Origin of the sequence: Streptacidiphilus rugosus AM-16, assembly GCF_000744655.1 — a bacterium.
GTDB lineage: Bacteria > Actinomycetota > Actinomycetes > Streptomycetales > Streptomycetaceae > Streptacidiphilus > Streptacidiphilus rugosus.
This window is the reverse complement of record NZ_JQMJ01000004.1, coordinates 522,092-546,723: the sequence shown is the minus strand read 5'-3', so window position 1 is coordinate 546,723 and position 24,632 is coordinate 522,092. Positions and strand designations below refer to the sequence as shown.

The 24,632-nt window shown below is 71.2% G+C and carries 23 protein-coding genes and 3 pseudogenes; 10 read left to right on the top strand and 16 right to left on the bottom strand.

Features of this window, described 5'->3' with window-relative positions; translation table 11 throughout:
- Positions 1 to 5: 5 nt before the first annotated feature.
- A pseudogene (locus tag BS83_RS41670) lies at positions 6 to 1,259 on the bottom strand (IS701 family transposase).
- A gap of 230 nt (positions 1,260 to 1,489) precedes the next feature.
- Here BS83_RS41670 and BS83_RS47355 point away from each other — a divergent pair.
- Positions 1,490 to 2,262 (top strand): annotated as a pseudogene (locus tag BS83_RS47355) (transposase); the annotation flags it as partial.
- On the opposite strand, the gene BS83_RS11345 reads toward BS83_RS47355, so the two are convergent.
- Positions 2,211 to 3,452, bottom strand: coding sequence for an IS110 family RNA-guided transposase (locus BS83_RS11345; RefSeq protein ID WP_037603643.1), 1,242 nt, complete (start codon positions 3,450 to 3,452; stop codon positions 2,211 to 2,213). The pseudogene BS83_RS47355 and the gene BS83_RS11345 overlap by 52 nt on opposite strands.
- A gap of 336 nt (positions 3,453 to 3,788) precedes the next feature.
- Here BS83_RS11345 and BS83_RS11340 point away from each other — a divergent pair.
- A pseudogene (locus tag BS83_RS11340) lies at positions 3,789 to 4,070 on the top strand (transposase); the annotation flags it as partial.
- 58 nt (positions 4,071 to 4,128) lie between these two features.
- On the opposite strand, the gene BS83_RS11335 reads toward BS83_RS11340, so the two are convergent.
- From BS83_RS11335 to BS83_RS11310, 5 genes are all read right to left on the bottom strand, one after another.
- Positions 4,129 to 4,896 (bottom strand): alpha/beta hydrolase family protein, encoded by a 768-nt coding sequence (locus BS83_RS11335; protein ID WP_037603642.1) that lies wholly within the window; start codon positions 4,894 to 4,896, stop codon positions 4,129 to 4,131.
- Positions 4,897 to 5,282: 386 nt separating this feature from the next.
- A complete protein-coding gene (locus BS83_RS45310; RefSeq protein ID WP_157597122.1) occupies positions 5,283 to 5,423 on the bottom strand; it encodes a hypothetical protein in 141 nt (46 codons plus the stop codon).
- Between the two features lie 1,312 nt (positions 5,424 to 6,735).
- Complete coding sequence (locus BS83_RS11320) at positions 6,736 to 7,245, bottom strand: hypothetical protein (protein ID WP_037603639.1); 510 nt, start codon at positions 7,243 to 7,245, stop codon at positions 6,736 to 6,738.
- Between the two features lie 226 nt (positions 7,246 to 7,471).
- Positions 7,472 to 8,176, bottom strand: coding sequence for a class F sortase (locus tag BS83_RS11315; RefSeq protein WP_157597121.1), 705 nt, complete (start codon positions 8,174 to 8,176; stop codon positions 7,472 to 7,474).
- A 121-nt stretch (positions 8,177 to 8,297) separates the two neighbouring features.
- Positions 8,298 to 8,729, bottom strand: coding sequence for a hypothetical protein (locus BS83_RS11310; protein WP_157597120.1), 432 nt, complete (start codon positions 8,727 to 8,729; stop codon positions 8,298 to 8,300).
- A 384-nt stretch (positions 8,730 to 9,113) separates the two neighbouring features.
- Here BS83_RS11310 and BS83_RS11305 point away from each other — a divergent pair, with 384 nt between their 5' ends.
- The gene (locus BS83_RS11305; RefSeq protein ID WP_037603637.1) at positions 9,114 to 11,165 is read left to right on the top strand and encodes an MDR family MFS transporter; all 2,052 of its coding nucleotides are present in this window, start codon (positions 9,114 to 9,116) and stop codon (positions 11,163 to 11,165) included.
- 233 nt (positions 11,166 to 11,398) lie between these two features.
- A complete protein-coding gene (locus BS83_RS11300) occupies positions 11,399 to 11,803 on the top strand; it encodes a nuclear transport factor 2 family protein (protein ID WP_051942938.1) in 405 nt (134 codons plus the stop codon).
- A gap of 75 nt (positions 11,804 to 11,878) precedes the next feature.
- On the opposite strand, the gene BS83_RS11295 is transcribed toward BS83_RS11300, so the two are convergent.
- The 3 genes from BS83_RS11295 to BS83_RS11285 form a co-directional block, all read right to left on the bottom strand.
- A complete protein-coding gene (locus BS83_RS11295) occupies positions 11,879 to 12,484 on the bottom strand; it encodes a hypothetical protein (protein WP_037603636.1) in 606 nt (201 codons plus the stop codon).
- A 140-nt stretch (positions 12,485 to 12,624) separates the two neighbouring features.
- Positions 12,625 to 13,380 carry a hypothetical protein gene (locus BS83_RS11290; protein WP_037603635.1) on the bottom strand — a complete coding sequence of 252 codons (756 nt, stop codon included), beginning with the start codon at positions 13,378 to 13,380 and terminating at the stop codon, positions 12,625 to 12,627.
- 13 nt (positions 13,381 to 13,393) lie between these two features.
- Positions 13,394 to 14,170, bottom strand: a complete 777-nt coding sequence (locus BS83_RS11285; protein ID WP_198035211.1) for a hypothetical protein — start codon at positions 14,168 to 14,170, stop codon at positions 13,394 to 13,396.
- 219 nt (positions 14,171 to 14,389) lie between these two features.
- On the opposite strand from BS83_RS11285, the gene BS83_RS11280 reads away from it, so the two are divergent.
- The gene (locus BS83_RS11280; RefSeq protein WP_037608678.1) at positions 14,390 to 15,616 is read left to right on the top strand and encodes a PP2C family protein-serine/threonine phosphatase; all 1,227 of its coding nucleotides are present in this window, start codon (positions 14,390 to 14,392) and stop codon (positions 15,614 to 15,616) included.
- A gap of 37 nt (positions 15,617 to 15,653) precedes the next feature.
- Here BS83_RS11280 and BS83_RS11275 read toward each other — a convergent pair whose 3' ends face one another.
- On the bottom strand, positions 15,654 to 16,061 hold the full coding sequence (locus BS83_RS11275; protein WP_037603633.1) for a DUF6188 family protein: 408 nt from the start codon (positions 16,059 to 16,061) through the stop codon (positions 15,654 to 15,656).
- A gap of 157 nt (positions 16,062 to 16,218) precedes the next feature.
- On the opposite strand from BS83_RS11275, the gene BS83_RS11270 reads away from it, so the two are divergent.
- Both BS83_RS11270 and BS83_RS11265 read left to right on the top strand, forming a co-directional pair.
- Complete coding sequence (locus tag BS83_RS11270) at positions 16,219 to 17,439, top strand: RNA-guided endonuclease InsQ/TnpB family protein (protein ID WP_037608677.1); 1,221 nt, start codon at positions 16,219 to 16,221, stop codon at positions 17,437 to 17,439.
- A 74-nt stretch (positions 17,440 to 17,513) separates the two neighbouring features.
- A complete protein-coding gene (locus BS83_RS11265) occupies positions 17,514 to 17,702 on the top strand; it encodes a hypothetical protein (protein WP_037603632.1) in 189 nt (62 codons plus the stop codon).
- A 208-nt stretch (positions 17,703 to 17,910) separates the two neighbouring features.
- Here BS83_RS11265 and BS83_RS11260 read toward each other — a convergent pair whose 3' ends face one another.
- Together BS83_RS11260 and BS83_RS11255 are read right to left on the bottom strand one after the other, a co-directional pair.
- Entirely contained in the window at positions 17,911 to 18,279 is a 369-nt protein-coding gene (locus tag BS83_RS11260; protein WP_037603631.1) for a hypothetical protein, read from the bottom strand.
- 668 nt (positions 18,280 to 18,947) lie between these two features.
- Complete coding sequence (locus tag BS83_RS11255; protein ID WP_037603630.1) at positions 18,948 to 19,487, bottom strand: flavodoxin family protein; 540 nt, start codon at positions 19,485 to 19,487, stop codon at positions 18,948 to 18,950.
- A gap of 714 nt (positions 19,488 to 20,201) precedes the next feature.
- Here BS83_RS11255 and BS83_RS11250 point away from each other — a divergent pair.
- Entirely contained in the window at positions 20,202 to 20,603 is a 402-nt protein-coding gene (locus BS83_RS11250) for a hypothetical protein (RefSeq protein ID WP_037603629.1), read from the top strand.
- A 15-nt stretch (positions 20,604 to 20,618) separates the two neighbouring features.
- Here the strand turns inward: BS83_RS11250 and BS83_RS11245 are convergent, their stop codons facing one another.
- The 3 genes from BS83_RS11245 to BS83_RS11235 form a co-directional block, all read right to left on the bottom strand.
- Complete coding sequence (locus BS83_RS11245; RefSeq protein WP_037603628.1) at positions 20,619 to 21,470, bottom strand: universal stress protein; 852 nt, start codon at positions 21,468 to 21,470, stop codon at positions 20,619 to 20,621.
- A gap of 93 nt (positions 21,471 to 21,563) precedes the next feature.
- Positions 21,564 to 22,442, bottom strand: coding sequence for a universal stress protein (locus BS83_RS11240; protein WP_037603627.1), 879 nt, complete (start codon positions 22,440 to 22,442; stop codon positions 21,564 to 21,566).
- 137 nt (positions 22,443 to 22,579) lie between these two features.
- Positions 22,580 to 23,452: a universal stress protein gene (locus BS83_RS11235; RefSeq protein WP_037603626.1), complete on the bottom strand. Its 873-nt coding sequence runs from the start codon at positions 23,450 to 23,452 to the stop codon at positions 22,580 to 22,582.
- A 189-nt stretch (positions 23,453 to 23,641) separates the two neighbouring features.
- On the opposite strand from BS83_RS11235, the gene BS83_RS46385 reads away from it, so the two are divergent.
- Positions 23,642 to 24,109 carry an Hsp20/alpha crystallin family protein gene (locus BS83_RS46385; protein WP_198035210.1) on the top strand — a complete coding sequence of 156 codons (468 nt, stop codon included), beginning with the start codon at positions 23,642 to 23,644 and terminating at the stop codon, positions 24,107 to 24,109.
- A gap of 267 nt (positions 24,110 to 24,376) precedes the next feature.
- Positions 24,377 to 24,616 carry a hypothetical protein gene (locus tag BS83_RS11225; RefSeq protein ID WP_037603625.1) on the top strand — a complete coding sequence of 80 codons (240 nt, stop codon included), beginning with the start codon at positions 24,377 to 24,379 and terminating at the stop codon, positions 24,614 to 24,616.
- Positions 24,617 to 24,632 lie beyond the last annotated feature (16 nt).

The following is a 24,632-nucleotide window of genomic DNA, read 5'->3' as shown; positions in this document are numbered from 1 at the left end:
CCAGCTCAGCGCGTGAGTGCGGGGCGAGCGCCGTGGCGGACACGGGCCACCGCCGCCGCCAACTGCCAGGAGCCTGCGGATCTCCGCCACGGTGAGGTCGACCAGGGTGCCGGAACCGTTTCTGCAGCCCCTTTTGACGCCGCGGCGGCCGCCATCGCGGCCAAGAACGCGTGCGCGAGCATGGCGAGCGTGATGTGCCGCATCCAGCCGGTGTAACGGCGGACTTCGTACTGATCCAGACCGCATTCGTTCTTCGCGGCCTGGAAGCACTCCTCGATCGCCCTCCGCATCCCCGCGATCCGCACCAACTCCGTCACGGTGGTCTCCGGCGGCGCGTAGGCGAGGTAGTAGGCGATCTCGTCCGGCTTGGCGATGCTGCGGCGGGCCATCGCCCAGCGTGCTCGGACCAGGACCTCGCCCTGGTAGTCGTACTCCGCCACGGCCCGCAGCCGGATCGCCGCCCAGTCGTAGACGCGCGGGCCCTTGGCGCCGTCACCGCACGACATCCGCTCCCAGGCCTCGTCCGGGGCCTGCGCGAACAGCCAGTCGATGCGGGGACCGCCCAGGCTGAACTGGGACTTGGGCACCGCCAGGACGTAGCCGACACCGGATTCCTCCAGCAGCCGGCGGAAGCGTCCCTACTGCCCATAGGCCGAGTCCGCGGTGACCCAGGCGATGGGCAGATCGGAGCCCAGCGCCCGCAGCACCAGCCGCTTCGCCAGCTCGCCCTAGGTGCAGAACTCCCGCTCGTCGGGGATCCTCGCCGCACGGCAGCGATCGCGGTCTTCGGTCCATGACTTGGGCAGGTAGAGCTCACGGTCGACCAGGGCCCGGCCCCGGACGGAGGCATAGGCGGCGAACACTCCGATCTGGCAGTTCTCGGTCCGGCCGGCGGTGCCGGAGTACTGGCGCTGCACCCCGGCGGAGGTGGTGCCCTTCTTCACGAAGCCGGTGTCGTCGAGGATCAGTACCCCGTCAGGCTCGCCCAACCGCTCGGCGACAAATGCCTGCAGGTCATCGCGGATCTCGTCCGGGTCCCACGCGGCCCCGGCGAGCAGATGCTGCAAGCCGTCGGGGGTGCGGTGACCGGCCTGCTCGGCCAGCTGCCAGCTGTTCTTCCTGGCGACTGGAGCCAGCAGGCCGCGCACGTAGTCCCGCATCCGGCGCCGCGCTTCGACGCGACGGAAGCGGTGTCCCACGGTCAAGAAGAGTTCGTCCAGTTCGCGGTCCCACGTCTCGGCGACGGTCTCGGTGATCACATCGAGAGGCTGCCCCGCCGCAGCCACTACCGACGGCGCAGTCACACGATCGAGGGGCAGCCCACACGAAGCCGCCCCTGACGCCTGGCACCCTGACTACACTCCACTCCGCCTGCATCGCCCCAGGTCAGATAGCAAAGTCCTGCTGGAGTACTAGGCTCTGTCTGGAGTTGTGATCAGTCTTGCCCGGTTCGCCCTCGCGCGCCGGGCTGGGCCGGTAAAACGCTGCTGTGACGCGACGCGAACTGAGCGACAGCGAGTGGGAGTTGGTCGAGCCGTTCCTCCCCATCGGCCGGTACGGCCCGTATCCGCAGCGGCTTCGTGAGCAGTTCGAGGGCGTCATCTGGAAGTTCCGCAGCGGTGGCCAGTGGCGGGAGATGCCGACGGAGTTCGGTGCCTGGCAGACGGTCTACGACCGCTTCGCCCAGTGGCGTGACGCGGGTGTGTTCGCCGCGCTGATGAAGGCGATCATCGCGGAGGCCGCCCGGCGCGGTCAGGCGGACCTGTCGCTGGTCAGCGTGGATTCGACAGTGGCTCGCGCACACCACGATGCGGCGGGGATGGTGGTCGACCCCGAGGTGCTGGCGGCGCTGGAAGAGGCCGCGGCGGAGGAAAAGGGGCATCGGAAACCGGGCAAAACGCCCCGGTGACGGCGGCATCGGCAGAGCTCGAGAGGGATCGGGCCGAACGCCGGAAGTTACGCCGGCGTCGCCGTGCCCGACTCAAGGCAGCGGCGCTCGGCCGGTCCCGTGGTGGGCTGACCAGCAAGGTGCATCTTGCGGCGGACCGGCGTTGTCGCCCCTTGGCCTTCGTGCTCACGCCCGGACAGGCCGCTGACAGCCCACGGTTCGTCGCCGTCCTGGAGGAGGTCAAGGTGCGCGGGCCCGTCGGCCGTCCGCGGACCAGGCCCGACGCGGTGGCCGCCGATAAGACACCCCATGCAGCTATGGGTCAAGCTGCGGCGCTGAGTTCAGGCCTCGCTGGTGTTGCGAAGGCGATCCCCTCGTCGAATTTCTGGTGAGTGTTCAGGCAGTGGTGCAGTTGGCCGAGCATGCGGTTGAAGAGATGACGGAGGGCTGCGTGGTAGCGGTCACCCGCGTCGCGTCGGCGGTTGTAGTGGGCGTGGGCCCCGGGTGACGCGGTGAGAGCGGCGAATGCCCAGTGTCGTCCGGTTGCGGCCAGGCGGCTGTTCTTGATGCGGCGGTGGTTCACCTGGCGGCTGCGGCCGGACTCCCGCGTCACTGGTGCGCTTCCGGCGTAGGCCTTCAGGTTCCGTGCGGTGTCGAATCGGGTTCGGTCGTCGCCGATCTCGGCCAGGATCCGGGCGCCGGTGAGGACCGCCAGACCGGGGAAGCTGGTGATGATCTCGGCGTCCGGGTGCTGCAGGAACAGCTCTTCAGTGGCTTGGGCCAGGTCGTCACAGGCTTGGCAGGCGGCGTTGAGCTGGGCCAGGAGGGCGAGAGTCTGGTGCCCCATCGCCGTTTCCACTAGTGGCGGTTGGTGCATCCAGGCGCGACGGAGGATCTCCCGGATCCGGTCGGTCTCCGCCTCGATCCTGCGCTGGCGGCCTGCTCGCACGACGGCGGCCTTCAGCCGGCTGCGAGTGAGCGCGGCCGCCTCGGTCGGAGTCGGGGCGATCGCGAGGATCGCGCGGGCCTCCCGGGCCAGCAGGTGTTCGCGCCGATCCGAGAAGGCCTCCAGGATCGAGGGGTAGTACTCGCGCAGGTGCGACCGCAGCCGGTTCTGAGCGCGAGTGCGGTCCCAGACAGCGTCCTGCTGGGCCCTGGCCAGCACGGCGATGGCTCTGACGAGGTCGGAATCGCCCGGCAGCGGGCGGTGGTGCTCCGCGTCGGTGCGCAGGATGTTCGCCAGGACGAGAGCGTCCTGGTGGTCGGACTTCTTGCGTGAGACCGTGTGCCGGTCGCGGTATCGGGCGACGGCCATCGGGTTGATCGCGTAGACGCGGCGGCCTGTCGCCCTCAGGCAGGCGACGAGCAGGCCGCGGGAGGTCTCGATGGCGACCGGGATCGGTTCGTCGGGACTGTCGCCGTGCTCGGCGAGCAGATGCAGGAGTTCTTGGAAGCCGGCAGCGTCGTCGCTGATCCGCAGCTTGCCGAGCAGCCGCGCTTCAGAGTCGACCACCGCCACGTCATGGTGGTCCTCGGCCCAGTCGATTCCGCAGGTCACCTGCACATTCGCTCCTTTGCCGTCGCTGTCCCGTCGGCGTCGAGCCGCGGCAGGACCACCCGGCGACCTAATAGAAGCGCTCGCGGGCGCACCACCCCATCAGCCGTCCGTGGTCCCAGCTGAGTCCAGGGGCCTCGCTCTCGTGAAGAGCTCGACGGCTCCGGCTGATCAAGAGATGACCCTGGACATGGCTCGAACCACGGCACGGTACGGCGATCGAGTTGGAAGCGGCAGGGGCCGTGCAGGCATCGCTCTTATCGAAGCGCTCAAGGCGCGGCATACAGTCCAGACGTTGACGGCCCCTGCCGAGGTCGCCAAGAACTCAACCTCGGCGCCTATTAGGCGTACTCGTCGCGAGCCAACCGGGCCTACCTGCGCAGACGCGGGATCAAGGCGGTGATCCCGGAGAAGGCCGACCAGGCAGCGAACCGCCAGAAGCGTGGCAGCGCCGGCGGGCGACCGATCTCGTACGACGCCGACCAGTACAAGGACCGCAACACGGTGGAGCGCTGCATCAACAAGATCAAGGCATGGCGGGGTCTGGCAACCCGCTATGACAAGACACCCGAGAGCTACATGGCGGGGCTTCAACTGCGCGGATCCATCATCTGGATGCGCAGCCTCAACCCGGGGCCGCGGTTGCGGCGTCCGGCTTGCCAGCCGGACGCCGCAACCGGGTACGTCAGGCCGACGCGGTGATTGCTCGGCCGAAGTGCCGGGCGAAGAACCGGACCGCGCTGTCGGCCTCGAACCGGGGCAGTTCCTTGTGCTTGCCCGAGTTCACGTGCAGCGACTTCTCCTTCGAGGCGAAGGCGTCGAACAGCGCGAGACCGGCCTCGCGCGAGATGTGCTCGTCGTCCCACTGCAGGTCGAACTCGATCGGGATGGTGATCTGCTTCGCCTTCTCGGCCAGGGTGTCGGGCCAGTGCTGGCCGAAGACTGCGGCGGAGATCCTGGGTTCGGTGGCCACGAATGGGATGCCGATCGCGGTGCCCATGTTGATGCCCCAGAAGCCGACCAACCCGTCGGTGCCGATCTCCGGGAGTCCCTGGAGAGCATCCAGGGTCGCCTGGTACTCGGGCACGGCCAACTCCGCCAGGTGGTCGTTGTAGCGCACGACGATCGGGCCTTCCGGCTCGCCCGCGGCCCGCGCCCGGAACAGCTCGGCGATCTCCTGCTCGTCGTGCGCCGTGCGAGGCCGGTCACCGTGACCGGGCGCGTCGATGACGGCGACGTGGAAGCCGCAGCCAGCCACGAGGAGGCGGGCGCGACCGGACATCGCCGGGTGCTTCTTGTGGTTGCCGCCGCCGTGGGCCATCAGGATCAGGGGCGCGCGATCGGCTGCGTTGGAGGCCGGCGACCAGAGGACGCCGGGGACGTCGCCCACGACGAAGTCGCGCTCGACCATGCCATTCGACGACGACTCGGCGGTGAACTGCAGAGAGTACATAGGTGTTGCCTTTCGGGAGTGCCTTGTGGTCGAGGCGCTCCCGGCGGCGAAACTACGTCAATCGCCAGCCGTGACGGGAAGGGGGAGCACCCACATCGATACAGCGTTCACGGGGTCTCACCTCCTCGGGCGGTGTCACGGTCGACTGAAAGCTACCAGCCCGATGATCATCCCTTCAACCCTATTCCCGCCACGTGATCACAACTCCAGACAGGCCCTAGCGGCAGTCCGGTCGCTGAGGTCTCCCGACCTGGTCAAGCACGTTAGGGCGGTCGGGTCTGGTCGGCTGGGGTCGTCATGGTTGCTGTACTTCCGTGCTGTACGGAAGCGCCTCGAAGCCGGAGCCTACGTCGTGGCGGAGGGCCGATCTGGCCCTGGCCCCGCCACTAGCCGTGCTCGGCTATCCAGAACAGCAGCGCGCCGAACAGCGGCATCAAGAGCCAAACGCTCAGGAGGAGCAGCACGACCGAGACGGCCGTTCCGGCGGCAACGGCCAGCCGTCGGATGGAACCCTGAAGCTGGGTCATGCATCCTCCTCAAGATCAGGCTGCCGCACAAGCCATCTCGCCGCCCATCCTTCCGGCAGCTGATTCGTGAGCGCACCCCTGCCCGAACGGGGCTGCCTTCTCGATCGGGCGGCTGCGCCGAACCGAGGTTCTCCAGGAGCGGATTTACAGTCGGCCCGACGAATGCCCAGCCACTGAGCCCTGACCTGCTACGAAAGGGCTCCGGGGAGCACGGATCTCAGCTTTTGTCCGTCACTGGTCCGGATCTTGCTTCGGCCCTATGCCCCCGCGCTTGTGGATAGCTGTGCCTGGTTCCTCCTCGATCGGGCAGCTCTGCCGGACCGGAGTTCTCCCAGGGCCGCCAGGCTCACCGCGTCGGTTGAGGTCTACGCCCCCAAAGCCTCCGGCCCGTTGCGGAGGGGCCAGCCGGGTTCGAGTCGTGACGGTGGGTCTAGGATCCCGCCGTGATCATTGGGATAGCTTTCTTCGCTGTGCTCGGCATTGGGCTGACGGCGCTCCGCGTCCATCGGCGGCAGCGGCTCGCTGCCATCGCTTCGCTCCTGGGCTCCGCCTGTGCGGAGATGGGCTACGCGAGTGGTGTGATGCACATGCCCTGGATCAGCGTCGTTGCCGCCGTTGTTGGTGTAGGCGGTTCTGCGGTCCTGTGGATCCTGATGCGCCATGCAGCGCGATCGGCTGGCGAGCTACAGCCAGGCATCCAGGGGCAAGCTACGAGCGACTACAGGCCACCCATTACTCCCGAGCCGGCCCCGAGACCGTGGCCGCACCAACGTCCAGGCCCTTTCGTGGAGGTAATCGCACGGGTTGCGATGCTGATCATGCCGGTTGTGATGATCATCTCCGGAATTGTCGGCCCGTCCGCCGGCCCCGCGGTCTTCGGTGCTGTCTGGCTGCCCCTATCGCTCTGGCTGGTCGTCGCTCGACCGTTGCTGCGCAGGCGGCGCAGAGTCACGTACACGCGCCCCTGGTAGTCGGTTCATCACGGCCGCCTCGGCCATCTGGTGGGCCTGAGTGGGGTGGTTCCTCCTCGATCGGGCAGCTTTGCCGAGCCGGGGTTCTCCCAGGGCCGCCAGGCTCACCGTGTGACCCTTGGGCTTGGCCGTGGCGGCCCTGGGAGGTTCCCGGTACGCCTCCGGTGCGAGATCGGGGAGGGACTGCCCCACGCCCCCACCCTTACCCCCTCCTCCCGCACCCTCTCCTCTTCGCCGCGCTCCTCCTTGAGAAGGGCCGGGGTTTGGGCGGAGCCCCGTGTCATCCGCCATGCTGGCGGCGATGGTTGCGGCTGAGGAGAAGGGACCTCGGGGCGGGCGACTCAGGGCGACGCGTCACGCGGCAACGGCAGCCCGTCCCGCAGTTGGGCGAGCACGCGCCGGACCGTCTGGAGATCGTAGACGGGGCCGAACGGCGTGCGCTCCCATTCGGTGTTGAGGACCCGGACCGGGGTCGCGATGCGGCTGCCGTCGGCGAGTTCCAGGGTGATCGCGTCGCTGCGGAAGGGTCCCTCGGTTCGTGCGATCGGACGTCGTGGGGCGGTGCTGACCGCCGTCAGCGCCCGCCGATCGGCCGTACGCGTGCGCAGCAGCGTTCGCACGCGTACATGCTCCGGTCCCAGGTAGATGCCGATGCGGTAGCAGCGGACCATGAGAGCGGTCATCGCGGCCAGGCCGACGTCGACCGCCGCTGCGCCACCGCGCGGGCCACTGCCGAGGAGGAGCGCGGTGGTCAGACCGGCACACAGGACACCCCACGCGCAGGCCGCCGGCAGACAGGCCGCCTGACGTCCGTACGCGGGCGTGATCCGCCGCAGTCGCTTGCCGCGCATGGTTCCTCCCCAGGCAGGCGAGCCGAGTGTAGAGCACGGCCTGACGCCCCGTCCGGTCAGCGCGCCCACCCTTCTCGTCCACGTGCGCACGCAGGACGCGGGTCGTTCGGCCGCTCGCAGCGGTCGAAGCGGTTGAAGGGACCCGCCCGGTCCTCACCGGACCCGACGGAGGGCTGAGCAGGAAAACGGGACGAGCCGGCCGACTGCGGGCCGCCGGGTGCCTGGGTCAGGCGGGCGAGTGGCTGGTGAGGTGGGCGTAGACGACGACGTTGCCGAGATAGGAGTGGCGAGTCCTGGAGTAGCCGGCGCCACAGGTGATGAGGCGAAGTTCGGGTCGTCGAGCCGGGTCGTAGACGGTGTGGGTCGGGAAGTTCGTGGCGGAGTAGGCGGCGACGGCGTCGATGGTGAAGACGGCGGTGGTCTGATCGGCACGCGGTACAGCGATGGTCATGCCCTTCTTGAGGGCGCCGAGGTTGTAGAAGACGGCGGGGCCGGCGTCGGTGTCGACGTGTCCGGCGATGACGGCGGTGCCGGGGGTGCCCGGTGGGGTGCCGTCGGCGTACCAGCCCGCGGCCCTGGGGATGTTCGCAGGGGGAGCGCCGAGGTGCTGGTCGGGGAGCAGGGTGAGCGGGACCAGGGGGGCGTCGACGCCGATCGCGGGAATGACGACGCGGATGGGTGCGGCAGGCGGGAGCGCGGAGACCCAAGGCGTCACGTCCTCGCCGGTGACCCCCGGATCGGGGACGGCGGAGGTGAGTGCTTGGGCGGGGTCGGGCTGCGGCGGCGGCGCAGGGGCAGTGAGACCGTAACCGAACAGTGCGGCCGCCGCGGCCAGCAGCGGCAGAGCCGGCCAGCCCGCCGCATGCCAAGATCGTCGCCCCGTGCCCTGCCGGCGCGTCGCGTTGGTCGAGTCGGTCTGGGGGTGGTTCACGCGGGTGCTCTCGGTCGTCTGTGTGTGACTCGCGGGTGCGGGGCTGCCCCCGCAACAGGTGCTGCGGGGGCAGCCGACCGGTGGCCGGCCGGGTTGTCGCGCGGCCGACGGTGACGCCGGATCAGGCCTGGTCGCCTCCGCGGGTGCGGCGGCGCAGCGCGACGGTCAGGCCGGCGGCGCCGACCAGGCCGACGCCCGCAGCGAGGTCGAGGCCCACGTGGCCGGTGCTGGTGGAGCCGGTGCCCGTCGTCATGGTGCCCACCGGGCTGCCGGTGGCGCCGCACACCCGGACGGAGTCGGAGGTGGCCAGGCTCGCCGCGTTCTTCAGGCTGTCCAGGTTCGCCTGTTCGGCGCTCCCGGGGTGCCCGCCCGCCGCTATCTCCTGGTTGTAGTCGGCCAGTGCGGCCTGGAAGGCAGCCTCGGCCTTGTTCGCGGCGTCCACCGCGGCGGTGCAGGCGGCGCTGGCCGCGGGCGTGGCGGCGTGTGCGGCAGGGGCGGCCAACAGAGCCGCACCGGCCGCAACGGCACCCGCGAGGGTCGACACAGTACGCATCAGGGGACTTCCTTTCCGTGCGGTTCGGTCCCGTGCCTGTGCACCAGCTGTGTGATCCCGAACCAAACCCCACACAACCTCCGCTTCCAGGCACCCTGCAGATCGAGCACCTGCGCACGGCGTCCCCCGCTGCCGCGGTCATGGCGCCCCGGCAGAGCACTTTTCGCAGTTCAGCGCGCCGAGCCGCTGCGGCGGAGCCGGCGTCCGGCAACCGCCAGCGGCGTCCGCCGCGCGAGTGACCGCGCTCCTGCGAATGGACCCGCTCCGCCACCTCCCGCGTGTCCGGCCGCCGCACCCAGGCGTCGCATCAGCCCGGCAGGGCGCTGGTCACCGGCACAGACGACCCAGGTCGCGACGGGTCCGCGCCGATGTGACGCTTCGTGCATGAGCACCGTGACCGAGCCGGCTCCACCCGCCGCCGCGCCGCCCGTTCTCGATCGGCGGCAGCGGAACATCGTCTTCGGCACGATCATGCTCGGGATGCTGCTCGCCGCCCTCGACCAGACCATCGTGGGCACCGCTCTCCCCACCATCGTCGCGGACCTGGGCGGGGCGGCCCACATGTCCTGGGTGGTGACGTCGTACCTGCTCGCGGAGACGGTGGCCACCGTGCTGGTCGGCAAGTTCGGCGACCTGTTCGGGCGCAAGCTGATCTTCCAGGTGTCCGCGATCGTCTTCATCACCGGATCGTTCTTCTGCGGTCTCGCCACCAACATGTCGCTGCTCATCGGGTGGCGCGCGCTCCAGGGAGCCGGCGCCGGAGGGCTGATGGTGACCGCCATGGCGCTCATCGCCGACGTGATCCCGCTCCGCGAGCGCGGCAAGTACCAGGGGGCGATCGGGGCGGTCTTCGGCGTGGCCACGGTGATCGGGCCGCTGCTCGGCGGGCTCTTCACCGACCACCTCTCCTGGCGCTGGGCCTTCTACGTCAACGTGCCGATCGCCGTCCTGGTCGTGTTCAGCGCCGCGCGGACGATTCCGTCGTTCAAGGCCGCCGTGCGGCCGGTCATCGACTACCTCGGCATCGCCCTGGTCGCCGTCGGCGCGAGCGCCCTGATCCTGGCGACCAGCTGGGGCGGAAACCAGTACGCCTGGGGATCGGCGACGATCATCGGCCTCTTCGCGGGCGGCGTGGTCGCGCTCGCGGCCTTCTGCTGGGTCGAGACGCAGGCCGCCGAGCCGATGCTGCCGATGCGGCTGTTCCGCAACCCCGTCTTCGGCGTGTGCTCCGTGCTCAGCTTCATCGTCGGTTTCGCGATGCTGGGCGCGCTCACCTTCCTGCCGACCTTCCTGCAGTACGTCGACGGCGACTCGGCGACGCTCTCCGGGGTCCGGACCCTGCCGATGGTCCTCGGACTGCTGCTCGCGTCGGTCTTCAGCGGCAACGTGGTGAGCAAGACCGGGCAGTACCGCTTCTTCCCCGTCATCGGCTCGCTGGTCATGGCGCTGGGCCTGTATCTGCTCTCGCTCATGAAGCCGGGCACCCCCGCGTGGATCGCGTCGCTCTACATGTTCGTGCTCGGCGCGGGCATCGGGCTGTGCATGCAGGTGCTGACCATCGCGGTGCAGAACACGGTCGACTACTCCGACCTCGGCACGGCCACCTCCGGAGTCACCTTCTTCCGTACGCTCGGCAGCGCCTTCGGCACCGCCGTCTTCGGCACGATCTACGCCAACACCCTCAAGACCAACCTCGCCCAGGGCGTGGCCACCTCCGCGGCGCTCACCGGCGCGAACCCGCTCGCGCTCACCAAGGCGGCGTCGAGTCCGCAGGGACTGCACGCGCTGCCGAAGGCGCAGGCCGCGCCGCTGATCCTGGCCTACTCGGACACGCTGCACACGGTGTTCCTGTGGACGGTGCCGGTGGCGCTGCTGGGCTTTGTCGTCTCGCTCTTCCTCAAGCAGGTGAAGCTGCGGGACACGGCCAGGTCCGCCTCCACCGACATGGGCGAGGGTTTCGCCCAGCCGAGCGGCAGCGATTCGTGTCAACACCTCGAGTACGCGGTCGGGAAGATCATCAGCAAGGTCGACCTCAACACCGTCCGGCTCGTCGTCCACCAGGCAGGGACGCGTACCGACATCGCCGGCGCGTGGGCGCTGATGGAGGTGGAGGGCCTGACCAGGACGGTGGGTCACGCCCGTCTCGGACTGATCGCCGCGCGCAAGCGCCTGCCTCCCGAGGTGCTGGAGCCGGTCTTCGACCGGATGGTCGACGAGGGCTACCTCACCCGCGACCACGACTTCCTCTCCCACACCCCGGCCGGGGCCGAGGAGGTCAGCAGTCTGAGTCAGGCGTGGTCGCGGTGGCTGAACGCGAAGCTGGAGGCCGATGTCGGCCGCCCACGCAGCGCGGAGCTGCGCGCCGCGGTCGACACGATCGCCAAACGCCTGCTGCTGGAGGACCTGGCGAACGGCATCCCCCAGAAGGTGGGCTGACCGGCGCCGGGCCCGCACAACGGACTACGGTGGGCGGGCGGCTGCCGTACGAAAGCCCCGACCAGGTCCGGAGGACGACCCATGCGCATCACGGTGCTGACCGTCGCGGACTGCCCCAACGCGGCGCTCGTGCGCGAGCGGATCGACGTCGTGCTCGCGGGCCGGCCGGGACCACGGCTGAGCCATGGCCGTCGCGGCATGCGCGCCGGGTCGGCGCGGGTAGCGTGCCGGTCATGGATACCGAGCAGACCGAGCAGACCGATCAGACCGATCGACGCACCGAGGAACTCCGCGCCGCCGAACGACGGCTCCAGGCCGCGCAGTTGGCAGGTGACGCCGACACGCTCGACACCCTGCTCGACGACCGTCTCGTCTTCACCGGACCCGACGGGAGTCTGAGCGGGAAGGGCGACGACCTGGCGCTCCACCGGAGCGGCGAACAGCGCCTGACCCGTGTCGAGGAAGAGGAGTTGGCCGTGCTGGTCGTGGACGGGACCGGCGTCAGCTGGTTCCTGGGCACGGTCGCCGGGACGTTCAAGGGACAGGAGTTCTCCGCGCGCGTCCGGTACACCCGCACCTGGGTCCGAACGGCCGCGAGCGGTTGGCGTGTCGTCGCAGCTCATGTGACGCCGGTCTGACGCCAGGGACGACGATGCCGCGCCGACGGGAAGTCGGCGCGGCATGCGTTCCTGCGGGGGCGGGCAGCCGGCCGTCTAGCGGACCAGGGTGAACGGGCGGAGGACCTGGTAGGGCATCAGCCAGTCGTTGGTCGGGTGGCCGTAGCGGTCGTAGAGCTGGTAGCTCGCGATGCCGCCGCACTCACGCCACAGGCCGAGGTGGGCGGCCGCGGTGAAGGTGATCCGGACGGTGAGGTGGCCGAACTGGTTCGGGGCCAGCCTCGGCGCCCAGTGGCCGGCCGGAGAGACGAACTCGAAGACGTGGTTGGCGTTGTCCAGGGTCGGCTTCTCCCAGCGACCGGTGGCCGGGTCGAGCCAGGTGACGACGACGCCGCTGGTGGTCCACGTTCCGTAGTGGGTCGGCGTCGCGTCACGCTGCAGACCCATGCCCCAGGAGAGCGGGGCCATCCACTCGCTGGTGTTCTCCTTGTACCAGTACGTCAGGGTGAGCGTGCTGCCCCGGTGCACGGTCTTCGGGACGGCCTCCCACGCCCACATGGTGCCGATCATGCGTCCCGCGTTCTTGCTCGCCTGGGGTGCGGCCGCTGCCGCGCCGGCCTGCGGGGCGGTGGCGGTGACCAGTCCGAGTGCGGCGAAGGCCGCGGCGGCGGAGACGGCGGCGCGCCGGATCCGGGTTCTCATCGGTGTTGTTCCCCCTCTGATGTGGTGATCGTCGGCGGGAGCCTACCGCCGACGCCATGGCCCGGACCGGGCGGCCCGGCCCGCCCGGTCGGGGTGCGCCTCCGGCAGCCGCTCACCGCCGCAGGGTTTGTGACGTGTCGTCATGGTTTGCAGTTCTGCGCACCGGCGGGCGGTCCGGGACGGAGGTGGTCGGCCACGGCCTGGAGCTCGGCGGTGGGCAGCGGCGGGTCGGCGAGCAGGGCGAAGCTGAGAAGGACCCCGCAGCCGGTCCGTTCCTGCCAGGCCAGGCCTCCCGGGCCGGTCCGGGCCAGACGGCCGTGCGCGGCGACGAGGGCGCCGGTGGTGGCGGGCGGCCATCCATCGGGCCAGTGACGCCCGTACTCCACGGTCAGCCACAGACGTGCCGACCCGGCGTCGAAGAGCTCGGAGGCGGCCACGTCCCACTGGCCCGAGGAACCGGTGCCGAGGTAGCCGGGGGCGTCGTAGGCATGGTGGAACCCCGGCGGGAGCACGTCGGCCACGGGCAGGTCGGTGGCACGGAAGTACGGGACCTGTCGGCTGCCGCCGGTGGCGTCGAGCAGTGTCCGACCGCCGAGCGGCCGCGTCAGGCGGACCGACCAGACCGTCAGCTGGGCGCCGCCCACGCAGTGCGGGGTGGGCGGGAGGGTACGGAAGTCCAGGACGACCGCCGTGCCCGTCTCGCGGGCGCGCAGCTCGCCCGCGCCCAGGCACTCGCCGCTCTGCGCGACGCCCAGGGTCCTGCCGTCCCGCGCGAGCAGCGTCACGCCGACCGGCGTGCCGAGCAGCTCAGGCGGTGGGCCGCCGAGAGCCGTCGCCAGGCCGATCACGACGGCCGACACGACCGCCGCGACGCCGACCCGGACGACGGTCCCCACGCGCACGGCGTCCTCACCGCACCGTCTGCGCGTCGGCGAAGGCGCGCGCGCAGTACCCGCCGGGCTGGTTGGCATCGCCGGCGGTGGCGGGCCGCAGGAGGAGCCGCTGCGCCCGCCCGGCCCACGCCCAGTCCACCTGCAACCGGCCGCCCGAGTCGCCCCAGCAGATGGCGGGAGCGCCGTTCACCGTGCCGTGCAGGGGTCCCTGAACCGGCTCGGGAGACGGTCCGACAGCGGCAGAGTCCAGCGATTGAATCAGCTCCCAGGAGGTACCCGCGGCGTCGCGGAAGAACCTGAGCAGGGACACCGAGCCGAGGCAGGATTCTTGGAAGGGGTGCAGGGGCGCGACGCACAGTCCGGGGTCACCCTCAACCATCCCGGGCCCTCGAGGACGGGGAAGCGTCGCCTCCAACACCGTGCGGAGCGGGCGGCCGTGGGTGTCCGTCAGCGTGCGCGAGCCGAGTGGCCGGTCGAGTGTGGCACCGATCCCGGTGAACTGTGCACAGGACCCGTTGGGCATGCCGGAATGCCACGGCACGCTGCGGAGGTGGAAGCGCACGGAGACGTCGGCACCCTGTCCGGCGGTCACCACGGAGACACCGAGACCGCCGAAGCAGTCGCCGGGATGCCAGGCGGGGTCCGGCACGCCCGGCAGGATCAGGGTCCGGTCGTCGTCAGCGACCAGAATCGGACCCTGGGCGTCCACGTCCCACTCCCTGACATGCAGTACGAACAACGCGTCGACGCCCCAGCCGACCAGCGCGCAGGCCAGGAGCAGGCCCAGCGCCACCAACAGGGCCCGAAGGGAAACCCGTCCTGATTCTCCGTGCACCGAAGCTGATCCCATGGCCGCCCCCGTCGTCGGTGTCGGGGGTCCGACGCAGGCGCGGCCGCGTGGGTTCCCGTGGGCCGGACGAGTGACATCGGGCAGCCCGACGGAGCAGGGCGCGGGTCGCCGCCGGGTCGGCTCCTATCGTGGGCGCAGAGTGCGAGGAGGCGGTGCGTGACCGTGAGCGGGCCGGAGATCGACTACCGGGCGGTGTTCCAGGCCCTGCCGGGCATGGTGGCGGTGCTGACCCCGGAGCTGGTGTACGCGGACGCGAACGAGGACTTCGTCCGCAACTCCGGCCGCAGCCGCGCCGAGCTGATCGGCCGCCACGTGTTCGAGGTGTTCCCCGACAACCCCAACGACCCCACGGCCACCGGCGTGCAGAACCTCCAGGCGTCCCTGCACCGGGTGCTGGCGACGGGGGAGCGGGACACGATGGCGCTGCAGCGGTACGACGTGGAGTCGCTGGTGAACCCCGGCGAGTGGGAGGAGCGGTTCTGGAGCCCGATCAACGCGCCGGTCCTGGACGCGGAGGGCCGGGTGGTGCTGCTGGTCCACCGGGTGGAGGAGGTCACCGAGCTGATCCGGGCCCGGCGGCGCGTGGGCGGTGACCGGGCCAGGGTCCTCGAGGCGGAGCTGTACACCCGCTCCAGGGAGCTGCAGGAGGTCAACGAGCGGCTGCGTCAGGCGCACGCCCGCGAACGGTCGGTGGCCCTGGCACTGCAGGACGCGATGCTGCCCGCCCCGCAGCTGGCCGCGCACCACCGCGCGGCCGTGCGCTACCGACCGGCGGTCGGCACGCTGAACGTGTGCGGGGACTGGTACGACCTGGTGGAGCTGCCCGGCGAGCGGATGGCGGTCGCGGTGGGCGACGTCGTCGGCCACGGACTGGCCGCGGCGGGGGTGATGGGTCAACTGCGCAGCGCGCTGAGCGCCGCGTCGCATGTCGCCGCCGGTCCCGCCCAGGCGCTGGAGGTGCTGGGCCTGTACGCGCGTGCCGTCGAGGGGGCCGAGTCGGCCACTGCCGTGTCCGTCCACGTCGACTGGGCGGCCGGCACACTCCGGTACAGCTGCGCCGGCCACCCGCCGCCCGCCCTGCTCCGTCGTGACGGCTCCGTCACCTTCCTCGACCAGGCCACCGACCCTCCGCTCGGGGCCCGACCGGCTCACGTGCCCCGCCCCGAGGCCGCACAGACCTTCGCGCCCGGCGACACACTGGTCCTCTACACCGACGGCCTGATCGAGCGCCGAGGCGAGGACATCGACACGGGCCTCGGCCGCCTGGCGGCCTCCCTGGCCGTGCACGGCAGCCTGGAACCCGACCAGCTCGCGGACTTCCTCCTGCTCGACCTGCTCCCGACCGCCGGCGCGACCGACGACACGGCGTTGGTCGTGCTCCGTCTCTGACGCTCCGACCGCAAGCCGCCTTCTCCTGTGCCGGCTCTCAGTCCGGCGAGCGGTCGGGCATTCTCACGCCGCCGCCCGGAAGCGAACTGATGAAGCGGCTGCCGCGCAGGCTGACGATCCAGCCGAGGGCGCCGCCGCGAGCAACGGGCACGTCCAGACGCCAGCCGTTGGCGAAGCGCACGTGCAGGCTGCTGGCGTCGGCCGCATGGACCTGGGCGACCACCTGGTCGAGCAGCAGCGGCAGCCGGCCGAGGTTGATGCGTGCGGATGCGTGGGCGGACACGACTTCGCGTTCCATCGTCAGCTCGGCGGGACTGTGAACCTCGATCCTGTTCGAACCGGTGTGAAGCCGCAGGACGTTCCCGATGATCACCTCGCCGATGCCGATCCCACGCATCGCGCGGATGTCCCAGCCGTCTTCCACATGGTCGATCCCGTTGTCCATCCATGATCTTGCAGGGTATCCCCGGCTTCAGTCGGGGAGGGAAGGCATCCTTGGCGCGGAGCCGTGAAGCGGCGGAGATCCCTGCGCCACTGTCTGTGATGGTTGCTCACGTTCTGTAGTATGATCCTGGTTGTCGACCTTGCAGGGGGTGGGCCGGGTGATCCGTGCGTACAAGTTCCTCATGCGGCCCACCGTGGGCCAGACGCAAGCGCTTGCCGAGATGCTGCGTGACCACTGCTCTCTCTATAACGGGGCCCTTCAGGAGCGGCGCGACGCCTACCAGCACGCATCGAAGACGAGCGTCAAGTACGGGATGCAGTCGGCGCAGCTCAAGGAGATCCGGGCGTTCGACCCGGAGCGGCAGGGCCGGTGGTCGTTCTCCTCGCAGCAGGCGACGCTTCGGCGGTTGGACAAGGCGTTCGCGGCGTTCTTCCGCCGGGTCAAGTCCGGTGAGACGCCCGGCTACCCGCGCTTCCGGGGCGTGAACTGGTTCGACACGGTGGACTTCCCCAAGGACGGCGACGGCTGCCGCTGGGACTCCACCCCGCACGACCCCGTCACCCGCGTCCGGTTCCAGGGCATCGGGCACGTCAAGGTCAACCGGCACCGGGCCGTGGTCGGCAAGGTCAAAACGGTCTCGGTCAAGCGCGAGGGCCGCAAGTGGTTCGTCGTGCTGACCGCCGAGCAGTCGCGGCCCGAACCGCTGCCCGCGACCCGGGCCGTGGTCGGCATCGACATGGGTATAGCCAACTTCCTCGCCGACTCGGGCGGCGAGTTCGTGCCCAACCCGCGCCACGCCCGTAAGGCCGCCGCGAAGCTCCAAGCAGCACAGCGGGCCCTGGCCCGGTTCCCTCGTGTCCACCGGGACAAGCGCACCGGCAACCACCAGCGAGCCGTTCAGCGCGTTGCCGACCTGCACCGCAAGGTCCGGCGTCAGCGTCTGGACCACGCCCACAAGACCGCCCTCACCCTGGTTCGCGAGCACGACTTCATCGCGCACGAGGATCTCAAGATCCGCAACATGGTCAAGGCCCCCGCGCCCAAGCCCGACCCCGACCCCGACCAGCCGGGCACCTTCCCGCGCAACGGGGCGGCGGCCAAAGCCGGACTGAACAAGTCGATCAACGATGCCGGTTGGGGGGTGTTCCTGACGATCCTGCGCGCCAAGGCTGAAAGCGCCGGTCGGGAAGTGATCGCCGTGGACCCCCGCAACACCTCCCGGCGGTGCCCCGCATGCGGGCACACCGCCAAGGAGAACCGGCCCACACAGGAGAGGTTCCACTGCCGGTCCTGCGGCCACACCGCGCACGCCGACACAGTGGGAGCCACCAACGTTCTACGGGCCGGGCTGGTCCGTCGCGACGCCCGGAAGGGTTAGCGAGAAGCCCCCGGCTTCAGCCCGGGGGAGGAGTCACGGTCGTCCTGAAGGCCGAGGGCGGAGCGACGGTCGGCGTGCGCTGGCACATCGTCCGGGACGAGGGGGGCTGGGCGCTGTGCCACCGCCTGCTGTCGGCCCTCGCCAGCTCCCGGCCGATCATCGACCTGACCGGCGGTCGTGTCGAAGCGGACATGGTCTGCCCGCGCTGCCGTGCCGTGTTCGAGCACGGCACACGGCCCACGGGCGGCCAGAATTCCGGTTGACTCCTCGTGCCCCCGCCCAGGTGCGGGGCACCGAGGCGACACCCGGCCAGGCCGTGGTGCGGCAGATGCCTGCCCCGGCGGGAGACCTGATGGCGCGGCCGACCGGATGGCGGCGAGAGCACGCGAAGATGCCGCGTCGAGTGCGACGAACCGCTCCATGGCGGTCGCGCAGTCCCGGAGTGTCCGCCGGGACGCCGCCACAGTCGGGTCAGTTCGCGGGTCTGACGGCGGGAACCTGTCCCGTGCTGATCGGTCCCAGCGGGAACCCGCTGCCGGAGGTGTCCACGCAGGACCGGCACACGCTGACCAGCACGATGACTTCACCCTCGGGCACGAAGCCGGGCTCGGTGATGCCGTGCGTCTTCGCGAGCTGCCGCACGACCACCTTCTCCGCCCGCGCGGCGGGGATGCCGAGCAGGGCCAGGCCGATCATGCTCCATTCGGCCTCGCCGATGAACGCGAGGCCGGTGTCACAACCCTGCCGGCACACGATGCAGCTGCGGTCGCCGGCGCCGTCGGCGCAGGGAACCGGCAGGGCCCGCCCCGTCGTTCCGGCCCCCGCGCGGGACCTGCTCATCTGGTGGCTCACCTTCCCGGTCCGCGAGCGGCGAGAAACTGGGCGCGCCCGCGTGGCGCCGAGCCATAGGCGGGTTCTTGGAGTGAAGAGTTGATGAGCACCTCAGAACTCGGCTGCAGACGTGAATCCGGCACCCCGTCAGGGTGGCAATGGTGAGGCTACTGGCGCGTACATGCCCAAACAATGAGTCGGCGGCGTTTCAGAGCGGTTTGAGAAACCCTCACATCACCTGCCGCGGAGGCGATCGTCCCGCAGTGCACCGCTGTCCGGGCCGAGGCCTCGCAGGAGGCCGGTCACCGGATCGTCTCGGTGGAGGCGGGCACCCAGCGTGCGCAGGAATATGACCTACGCGCTCGCCTGCTCGAGCACGTCGGCCAGGCGAGCGTCGTCGAAGGATTGACGACGCTCGCCTCGACGATGGGTTGCCGCGCTGGGCCGACCGTGCGTCAATGGTCCGCCGAGAAGGTCTCCCTGACCTCGCGGGCCGCATGGCGGACGAGCACGTACCCGGTGGCCCATGCGGCGCACCACCAGTCCTGGGCGAGGTTGAGGACCAAACCGACCACGACGGCCGCGCCCGGCAGGCCGTCGATGCGCGCGTGCCCCCGCCCTGGTTCCGACGGCCGGATCAGACCGTGCTCGGTCGCCCGGTGTGGAGTGGTCAGGGGTCAGCCGAGAGTCGCCGCCCAAGATCGTGCGCGGTCGATCTCCCCGGTCTGCAGAGGGCCGTCTGCCGCGCCGTCGACGATGAACCCCATGGGTGGCGCGATGAGTTCGTAGCCGTGACCGCGCAGCCCGCGAGCGATCCCGTGAGCCGCACCGCCGGCGGTGAGCATGCCGGTGCGGGTGTCGAAGGCCGCCGCGCGAGGGCGGCCTTGGGCCGTGTGCAGGGCCCGGAGCCAGGTGCGGACTCCCGGGCCCTGGGCGCCCGGCTCAGGCTCGCGCACCGTCTCGCCCTGCGCGATCTTCGCCCGCTCGGCCTTCACGCCCATCTTCCGTGAGACACGGGAGGACATGCCGTACAGGTGGGTCGGACCCCCGACGACCAGCAGGTCGACCGACTCCAGATGTTCTGGATCCGCCTGGTCGACCCGGAGGCAGTCGACTTCGGCTTCGGGGTGGGAGGCCCGCAGCTCATCGCGGATCGTCTCGGCGATCTGGCGAGTGTTGCCGAACAGGCTCTCGTAGACGATTGCGATGTACTTCATCACCGTTCTCCTGGGTCTGGTCGCCTCACGGCTCCCTCACTGCCGGCGGCGGGTCCGGGACGAACAAGCCCGCGCAGCGGTCCGACCTGCCGACACCTCCTCAGCGGGTTCTCTCGCGCCGTGAGAGCCCCGGCTGGATGTGCGTCTGCTTCCGTGGTCGCCTTGTCGATCTCCGCCGGGCTCGGTCGAGTTCGTCGGCCGCGTGCTCGGCTGCCGGGGAGGCGGTCGAGCCAGCCTTTCACCAGCGTCTCTCCGGTGCCGGTACTGTCCTAGGGACCTTGGGTCCAGTACCTGTCCGCCGGTGGGCCCCTTGCCGACGCCGCCGCAGCCTGGGCCTCGTGGTCGTGCCTGCGTCCTGCGCGCTCGGCTGTGCACTATGGGCGACCGGAACCGCTTGCGGGCGCAGCGTTGCAGGAGGGGCAGCCGACCTGCCGGCGGCAGATCGGGGGCACGGCGGAGTGCGGTCGGCGAAGGCACCGGTCTCACAACAGCGGTGAGGCGCAGGGTGGAGTTGCGGAAAGCCCACCTGCGGCGATCAGACCCTCCGGCGGCCGGGACCGTGACAGTTGCCCTGGATGTTCGGGAATCGGCCTGATCGTCGGCGTCTCCTCCGCGCCCGCCCTTGCGGACAGCGTCCGCCACCTCGCCGGGCGCGGTCGCCACGACGATCGGCGCGTCCTGAGCCCTGGCCGGGTCGCACGGCACACTGTCACCATGCTGACCGCCGGCTGGGACACCGTACGGCTGTTTCTCCATGTCCTCGCCGCGACCGTCTGGTTGGGCGGCCAGCTCACCCTGGCGGCACTGGTGACGGCGCTGCGAGCCGTGGGCGCGGCAGCGCCGAAGGCGGCGGCGCGGCGCTTCAACCAGGTGGCCTGGCCCGCGTTCGCCGTGCTGCTGGCGACGGGCGCGTGGAACGTCGTGGCCGAGCAAGCCAAGGATCACGGCGCCTACCGGACCACCCTGGTCGTGAAGCTGGTCGTGGTCGCGGTGTCAGGACTGTCCGCCTACTGTCACGCCCGGTCCCGCAGCACGGCAGGGTTGGCGGTCTTCGGCGCGCTGACCGGGTTGAGCTCCCTGTCGGCGCTCTTCCTGGGGGTGCTGCTGGCCGGCTGAGCGGCTGCCCGGCGCTCAGCCGTGCGGGACCAGCGCGATCGGACACGCAGCCCGGTGGATCGCCGCCCGGGCGACCGGCCCGAGCGCCCCCGTGTGTCGGCGGCGACCGAGGACGAGAAGGTCGGCGCGGCCCGCCTCGTCGACGACGACGTGCGCGGCTTCGCCGGTGCGCGTGTCGAAGCGGACCTCGACCTTCGGATGCTTGGCGGCCAGGGGCAGCACCAGATCGCGCAGCCGCTGCTCGACATGGTCCTCGGCGGTGGCCCGCTCCGCCTCACCCGGCGGTATCGGCCAGGTGACCCACAGGGCCGGCGGCGCCCAGGCGTGCACCACGCGCAGTGGCAGCGTGCGTGCCTGCGCCTGGCTCAGCGCGAACTCGACCACCGTCTCGACCGCCCGGCCGGGGTCGAGGGCCAGCACGATCTGAGGGCGGTGGGTCATCCGCTGGGCTGGGCGGTTGGGCGCCAGGACGACGGGTTGCTGGGCGCGGGCCGTGACGGCCTGCACCGTGGCACCCGGGGCAGGCCGCGTGAACCGATCCGTCCCGCGCGAGCCCAGTACCAGAGCGGTCGCGTCCGCAGAGGCGGCGAGCAGTTGGGCGATCGTGCTGCCCGGGAGCAGTTCGACGTCGGCCCTCAGCCCGGGGTGCCGGGTGCGCAGATCCAGGACCGTGCGGTCGAGCATCCGCACCGCCTCGGCGCGGTTCCGGGCGTACGAGCCGGCCGGCGCGTCGAGCCCAGGACGCCGGGTGTCGACGAACAGCAGCCGCAGCGGGGCCCCGGTCAGGACCGCCGTCTCGGCGGCCCATGCGGCGGCGGCGAGGCTCGGGGCCGAGCCGTCGACTCCGACGATCACGGCGCGGTTCATGGCTGTGCTCCCTTCCGGTGCGCCCAGTACGGGCGAGGCTCTCTGCCGACGCCCGCGGACGGCGTCCCGCGTGAGGCGGGGCACCGAACAGCGTCAGCGCCGCGGTTGCGGCACCACGGCGACCGGGCAGGGGGCCGCGTGCATGACCCGTTGCGGGACCCGGCCGATCGGAAGCCCGAACCGGGTCAGCCGTCGGTGGGCGCCGACCACGACCAGGCAGGCGTCCTGCGCCGATTCCACGATCGCCTGCTCGGGGACTGCCGCGACCACCCGGGTGATGACCGCGACCCCCGGGTGCGCGGCGCGTGCTGGGGCCAGCAGCCTGTCCAGGTCCGCGGCTTCCTCCTTCGTGCGCTGCTCCGCGTCCCGCGGGAGCAGGAACCGGTGTCCTGTCGCCGGCTGCGGACGCGTCCACGCCCGCACCGCCACCAGCGGAACGCCGCGCATTTCGGCCTGACCGAAGGCGAAGTCCACGGGGGTGTCGCTCTCGGGCGCCACACCCAGGACGACCGGCCCGTGCGTGCGCGGTGTGCCCCCGTGCGACACGACGACGGCCGGCACCGGGGCGTGGGCGACGACTCCGCGGCTCACCGACCCCAGCAGGAAGGTCCGGAAGCCATGGAGACCGCGCCGCCCGGTGACGACCACATCCGCGTCGGTGGCGGCCATCCGCAGCAGGCCCTCGACCGGAGGTTCCTCGATCAGCTCAGGTTCCACGGGCAGCCCCGGGTGGCGCTGACGCGCCTGGTCGGCGGCCTGCTCCAGCAGCGTCCACGCCGCGTTCCGAGCCGGCTCGGCGATCTCAGCGAGATCCGCCCGGGGCAGCCGGTAGGCCTCCAGGTTCCAGGAGTGGCCGATCCGCAGGGTGGCACCGCGCCGCTCCGCCTCGTCAGCGGCCCAGACCAGCGCGGCCCGGGAGTCCGCGGACGGGTCGAGGCCGACGACGACGGCCCCGCTGCTTCGCCTGCTCATCGTGTACCTCCCACAGTTCGGACAGGTGTCGTCACGTGACCCTGTGTCAGTCCCAGGCTGACCCGGTCCGGCGTCGCCGGGCAGGGGCTGACCGGCCCGGCGACGCGGTCCGACCGGCCTTCGATCTCCCGGCGGCTTCAGCTCCTGGGGAGGATCGCCACCGGGGCCCTGGACATGTGCATCGCCACTTTGGCCACTCGACCTGTGGACGGACCGAACCGTCCGTGCCGGTGGTGGCCGCCGACCACCAGCAGGGAGGCGTGGGTGGACGCGTCCAGCAGCAGTTCCTCCGGCAGACCGGGGCCGACCCGGACGCGGAACCCGACTGCCGGGTGGGCCCTGTGGGCCTCTTCCACGAGCCGCTCGACCTCCGCCCGCTCCGCTCCGTCGTGGCCCCGGTGATCGATCGGAGGGATGGACAGGTACCCCGGCAGGTGTCGCGGGCGCAGCAGGGCACGGACGGCCTCGAGTCGCGTTCCGCGCCGCTCCGCGGCCGCGAACGCGAACTCCAGCGGAGCAGCCCCGTCTGCGCCGACGCCCACCACGACGGGGGCGCCCGCTGCCGCCGGCTCCTCCTCCACCGTGACCAGCACGGTCGGCACGGGACTGAAGGCCACCACTCCCTCGCTGACCGAGCCGAGGAGGAGTTTGACGAAAGCGTTCACGCCCCGACTACCCACCACCAGCAGGTCGGCCGACTCGGCCAGGTGCAGCAGCCCGTCCACAGCGTTGACGTCGAGCAGGAGGGCCTCGACCTTGAGCCGCGGATGCCCGGCGCGGGCCTCTGCGGCGGCCCGGTCGACGAAGTCCTGCGCGGCCGCACGTGCCCGGGGCGCGTCGTAGAGCGGGTGCGGACCGGGCAGGTCGTAGGCGCTGAGGGACCAGGCATGGCCGATGCGCAGGACGGAGTCGCGCAGGGCGGCCTCCTTCGCGGCCCAGTGCAGCGCGGCTCGGGCGTGGGCGGAGGGATCGAGACCGACCACGACCGCCCCGGTCTGTTCGAGTGGCATGGCGGCTCCTGCGTTCCGGCCCAGGCCCGCGCCGGGGCTCAGTCCCAGCCTGGGTCCCCTCGGCTTCCGGGCCGAGGGCCGAACGGGCCAAGGTCCGGGCCTGGCGGTCCCATGACGAGGTGGCGCCCGGGGAGCAGGCTGTGCGACGAGGGCCCCGCCGGGGCCGAGAAACCCTCTGCGGAGGTACCCATGGCAGGATCGTTGATTCCGCGGCACCGCACGTTGCTGCCGGATCTGTTCGACTGGCTGGACGGGGGCTTCGGCCTGCCGCCCATGTTCCGCAACGGCGCCGACCTGCACAGCATCCCGATCGAGTTCACCGAGCAGGACGGCGCCCTCCTGGTGCGGGCCGAGCTGCCGGGCATGGACCCGGAACGGGACATCGAGGTCACGGTCAGCGACGACGTGCTCGCGATCCGCGCGCACCACGTCGAGACCAAGCAGGACAAGGAGAGGCACAGCTCCGAGTTCCGCTACGGCTCCTTCCAGCGAGTGCTCAGGTTGCCGGGCCCGATCCCGCAGGAGGGCGTCGAGGCGACCTACGACCAGGGCATCCTGACGCTGCGGATTCCCAAGCCGCCGACGGCGAAGCAGGCCGTGCACACCGTCAAGGTCGCCACGGCGGCGACGCCGGCCGCGAAGGCGGTCAAGGGGTAGCCGCCGCCCCCACCGGCCGCGCCGCCGCCATGCCTCCCCGACCGGCCCGGCGGCGGCGCGCACTCCGCGCGCGGCATTCGACGACGGCCCGCAGCATCACGCTGCGGGCCGTTCGCGCTGTGCCACGGCGGCGGATCCGGTGGGCCGTGCGGCAGGGCCCGCCCGGGGCCACCGGTCAGGACCGGACGGCCCTGCCGCGGTGGACCCGCAGCGGCCAGTCTGGGGTTGCCGGAGAGGTTCCGGCTCCGTCCGAGGGAGGGAACTGCCGTGGTCACCATCCTGGGTCCGCACTTCTGGACCGTGTTGGCACTGCTCACCGCGGCCGGGGCCGTGGCGACCGTCGTCCTGACGTTGCTGCTCGACCGGCTCGTGGTCCGGCTGACGTCGGACCCGCACCGCGATCCCGCGGGTCCCGCCGGCGGACCGCGACTCGCCGAACCGCGCGGCGCGACCGGCGCGGGTCGTACGGTGCGCCCGCACCGGCGCCTGCACCTGCACGCGCACTGAGCACTGCTGCGGCGCG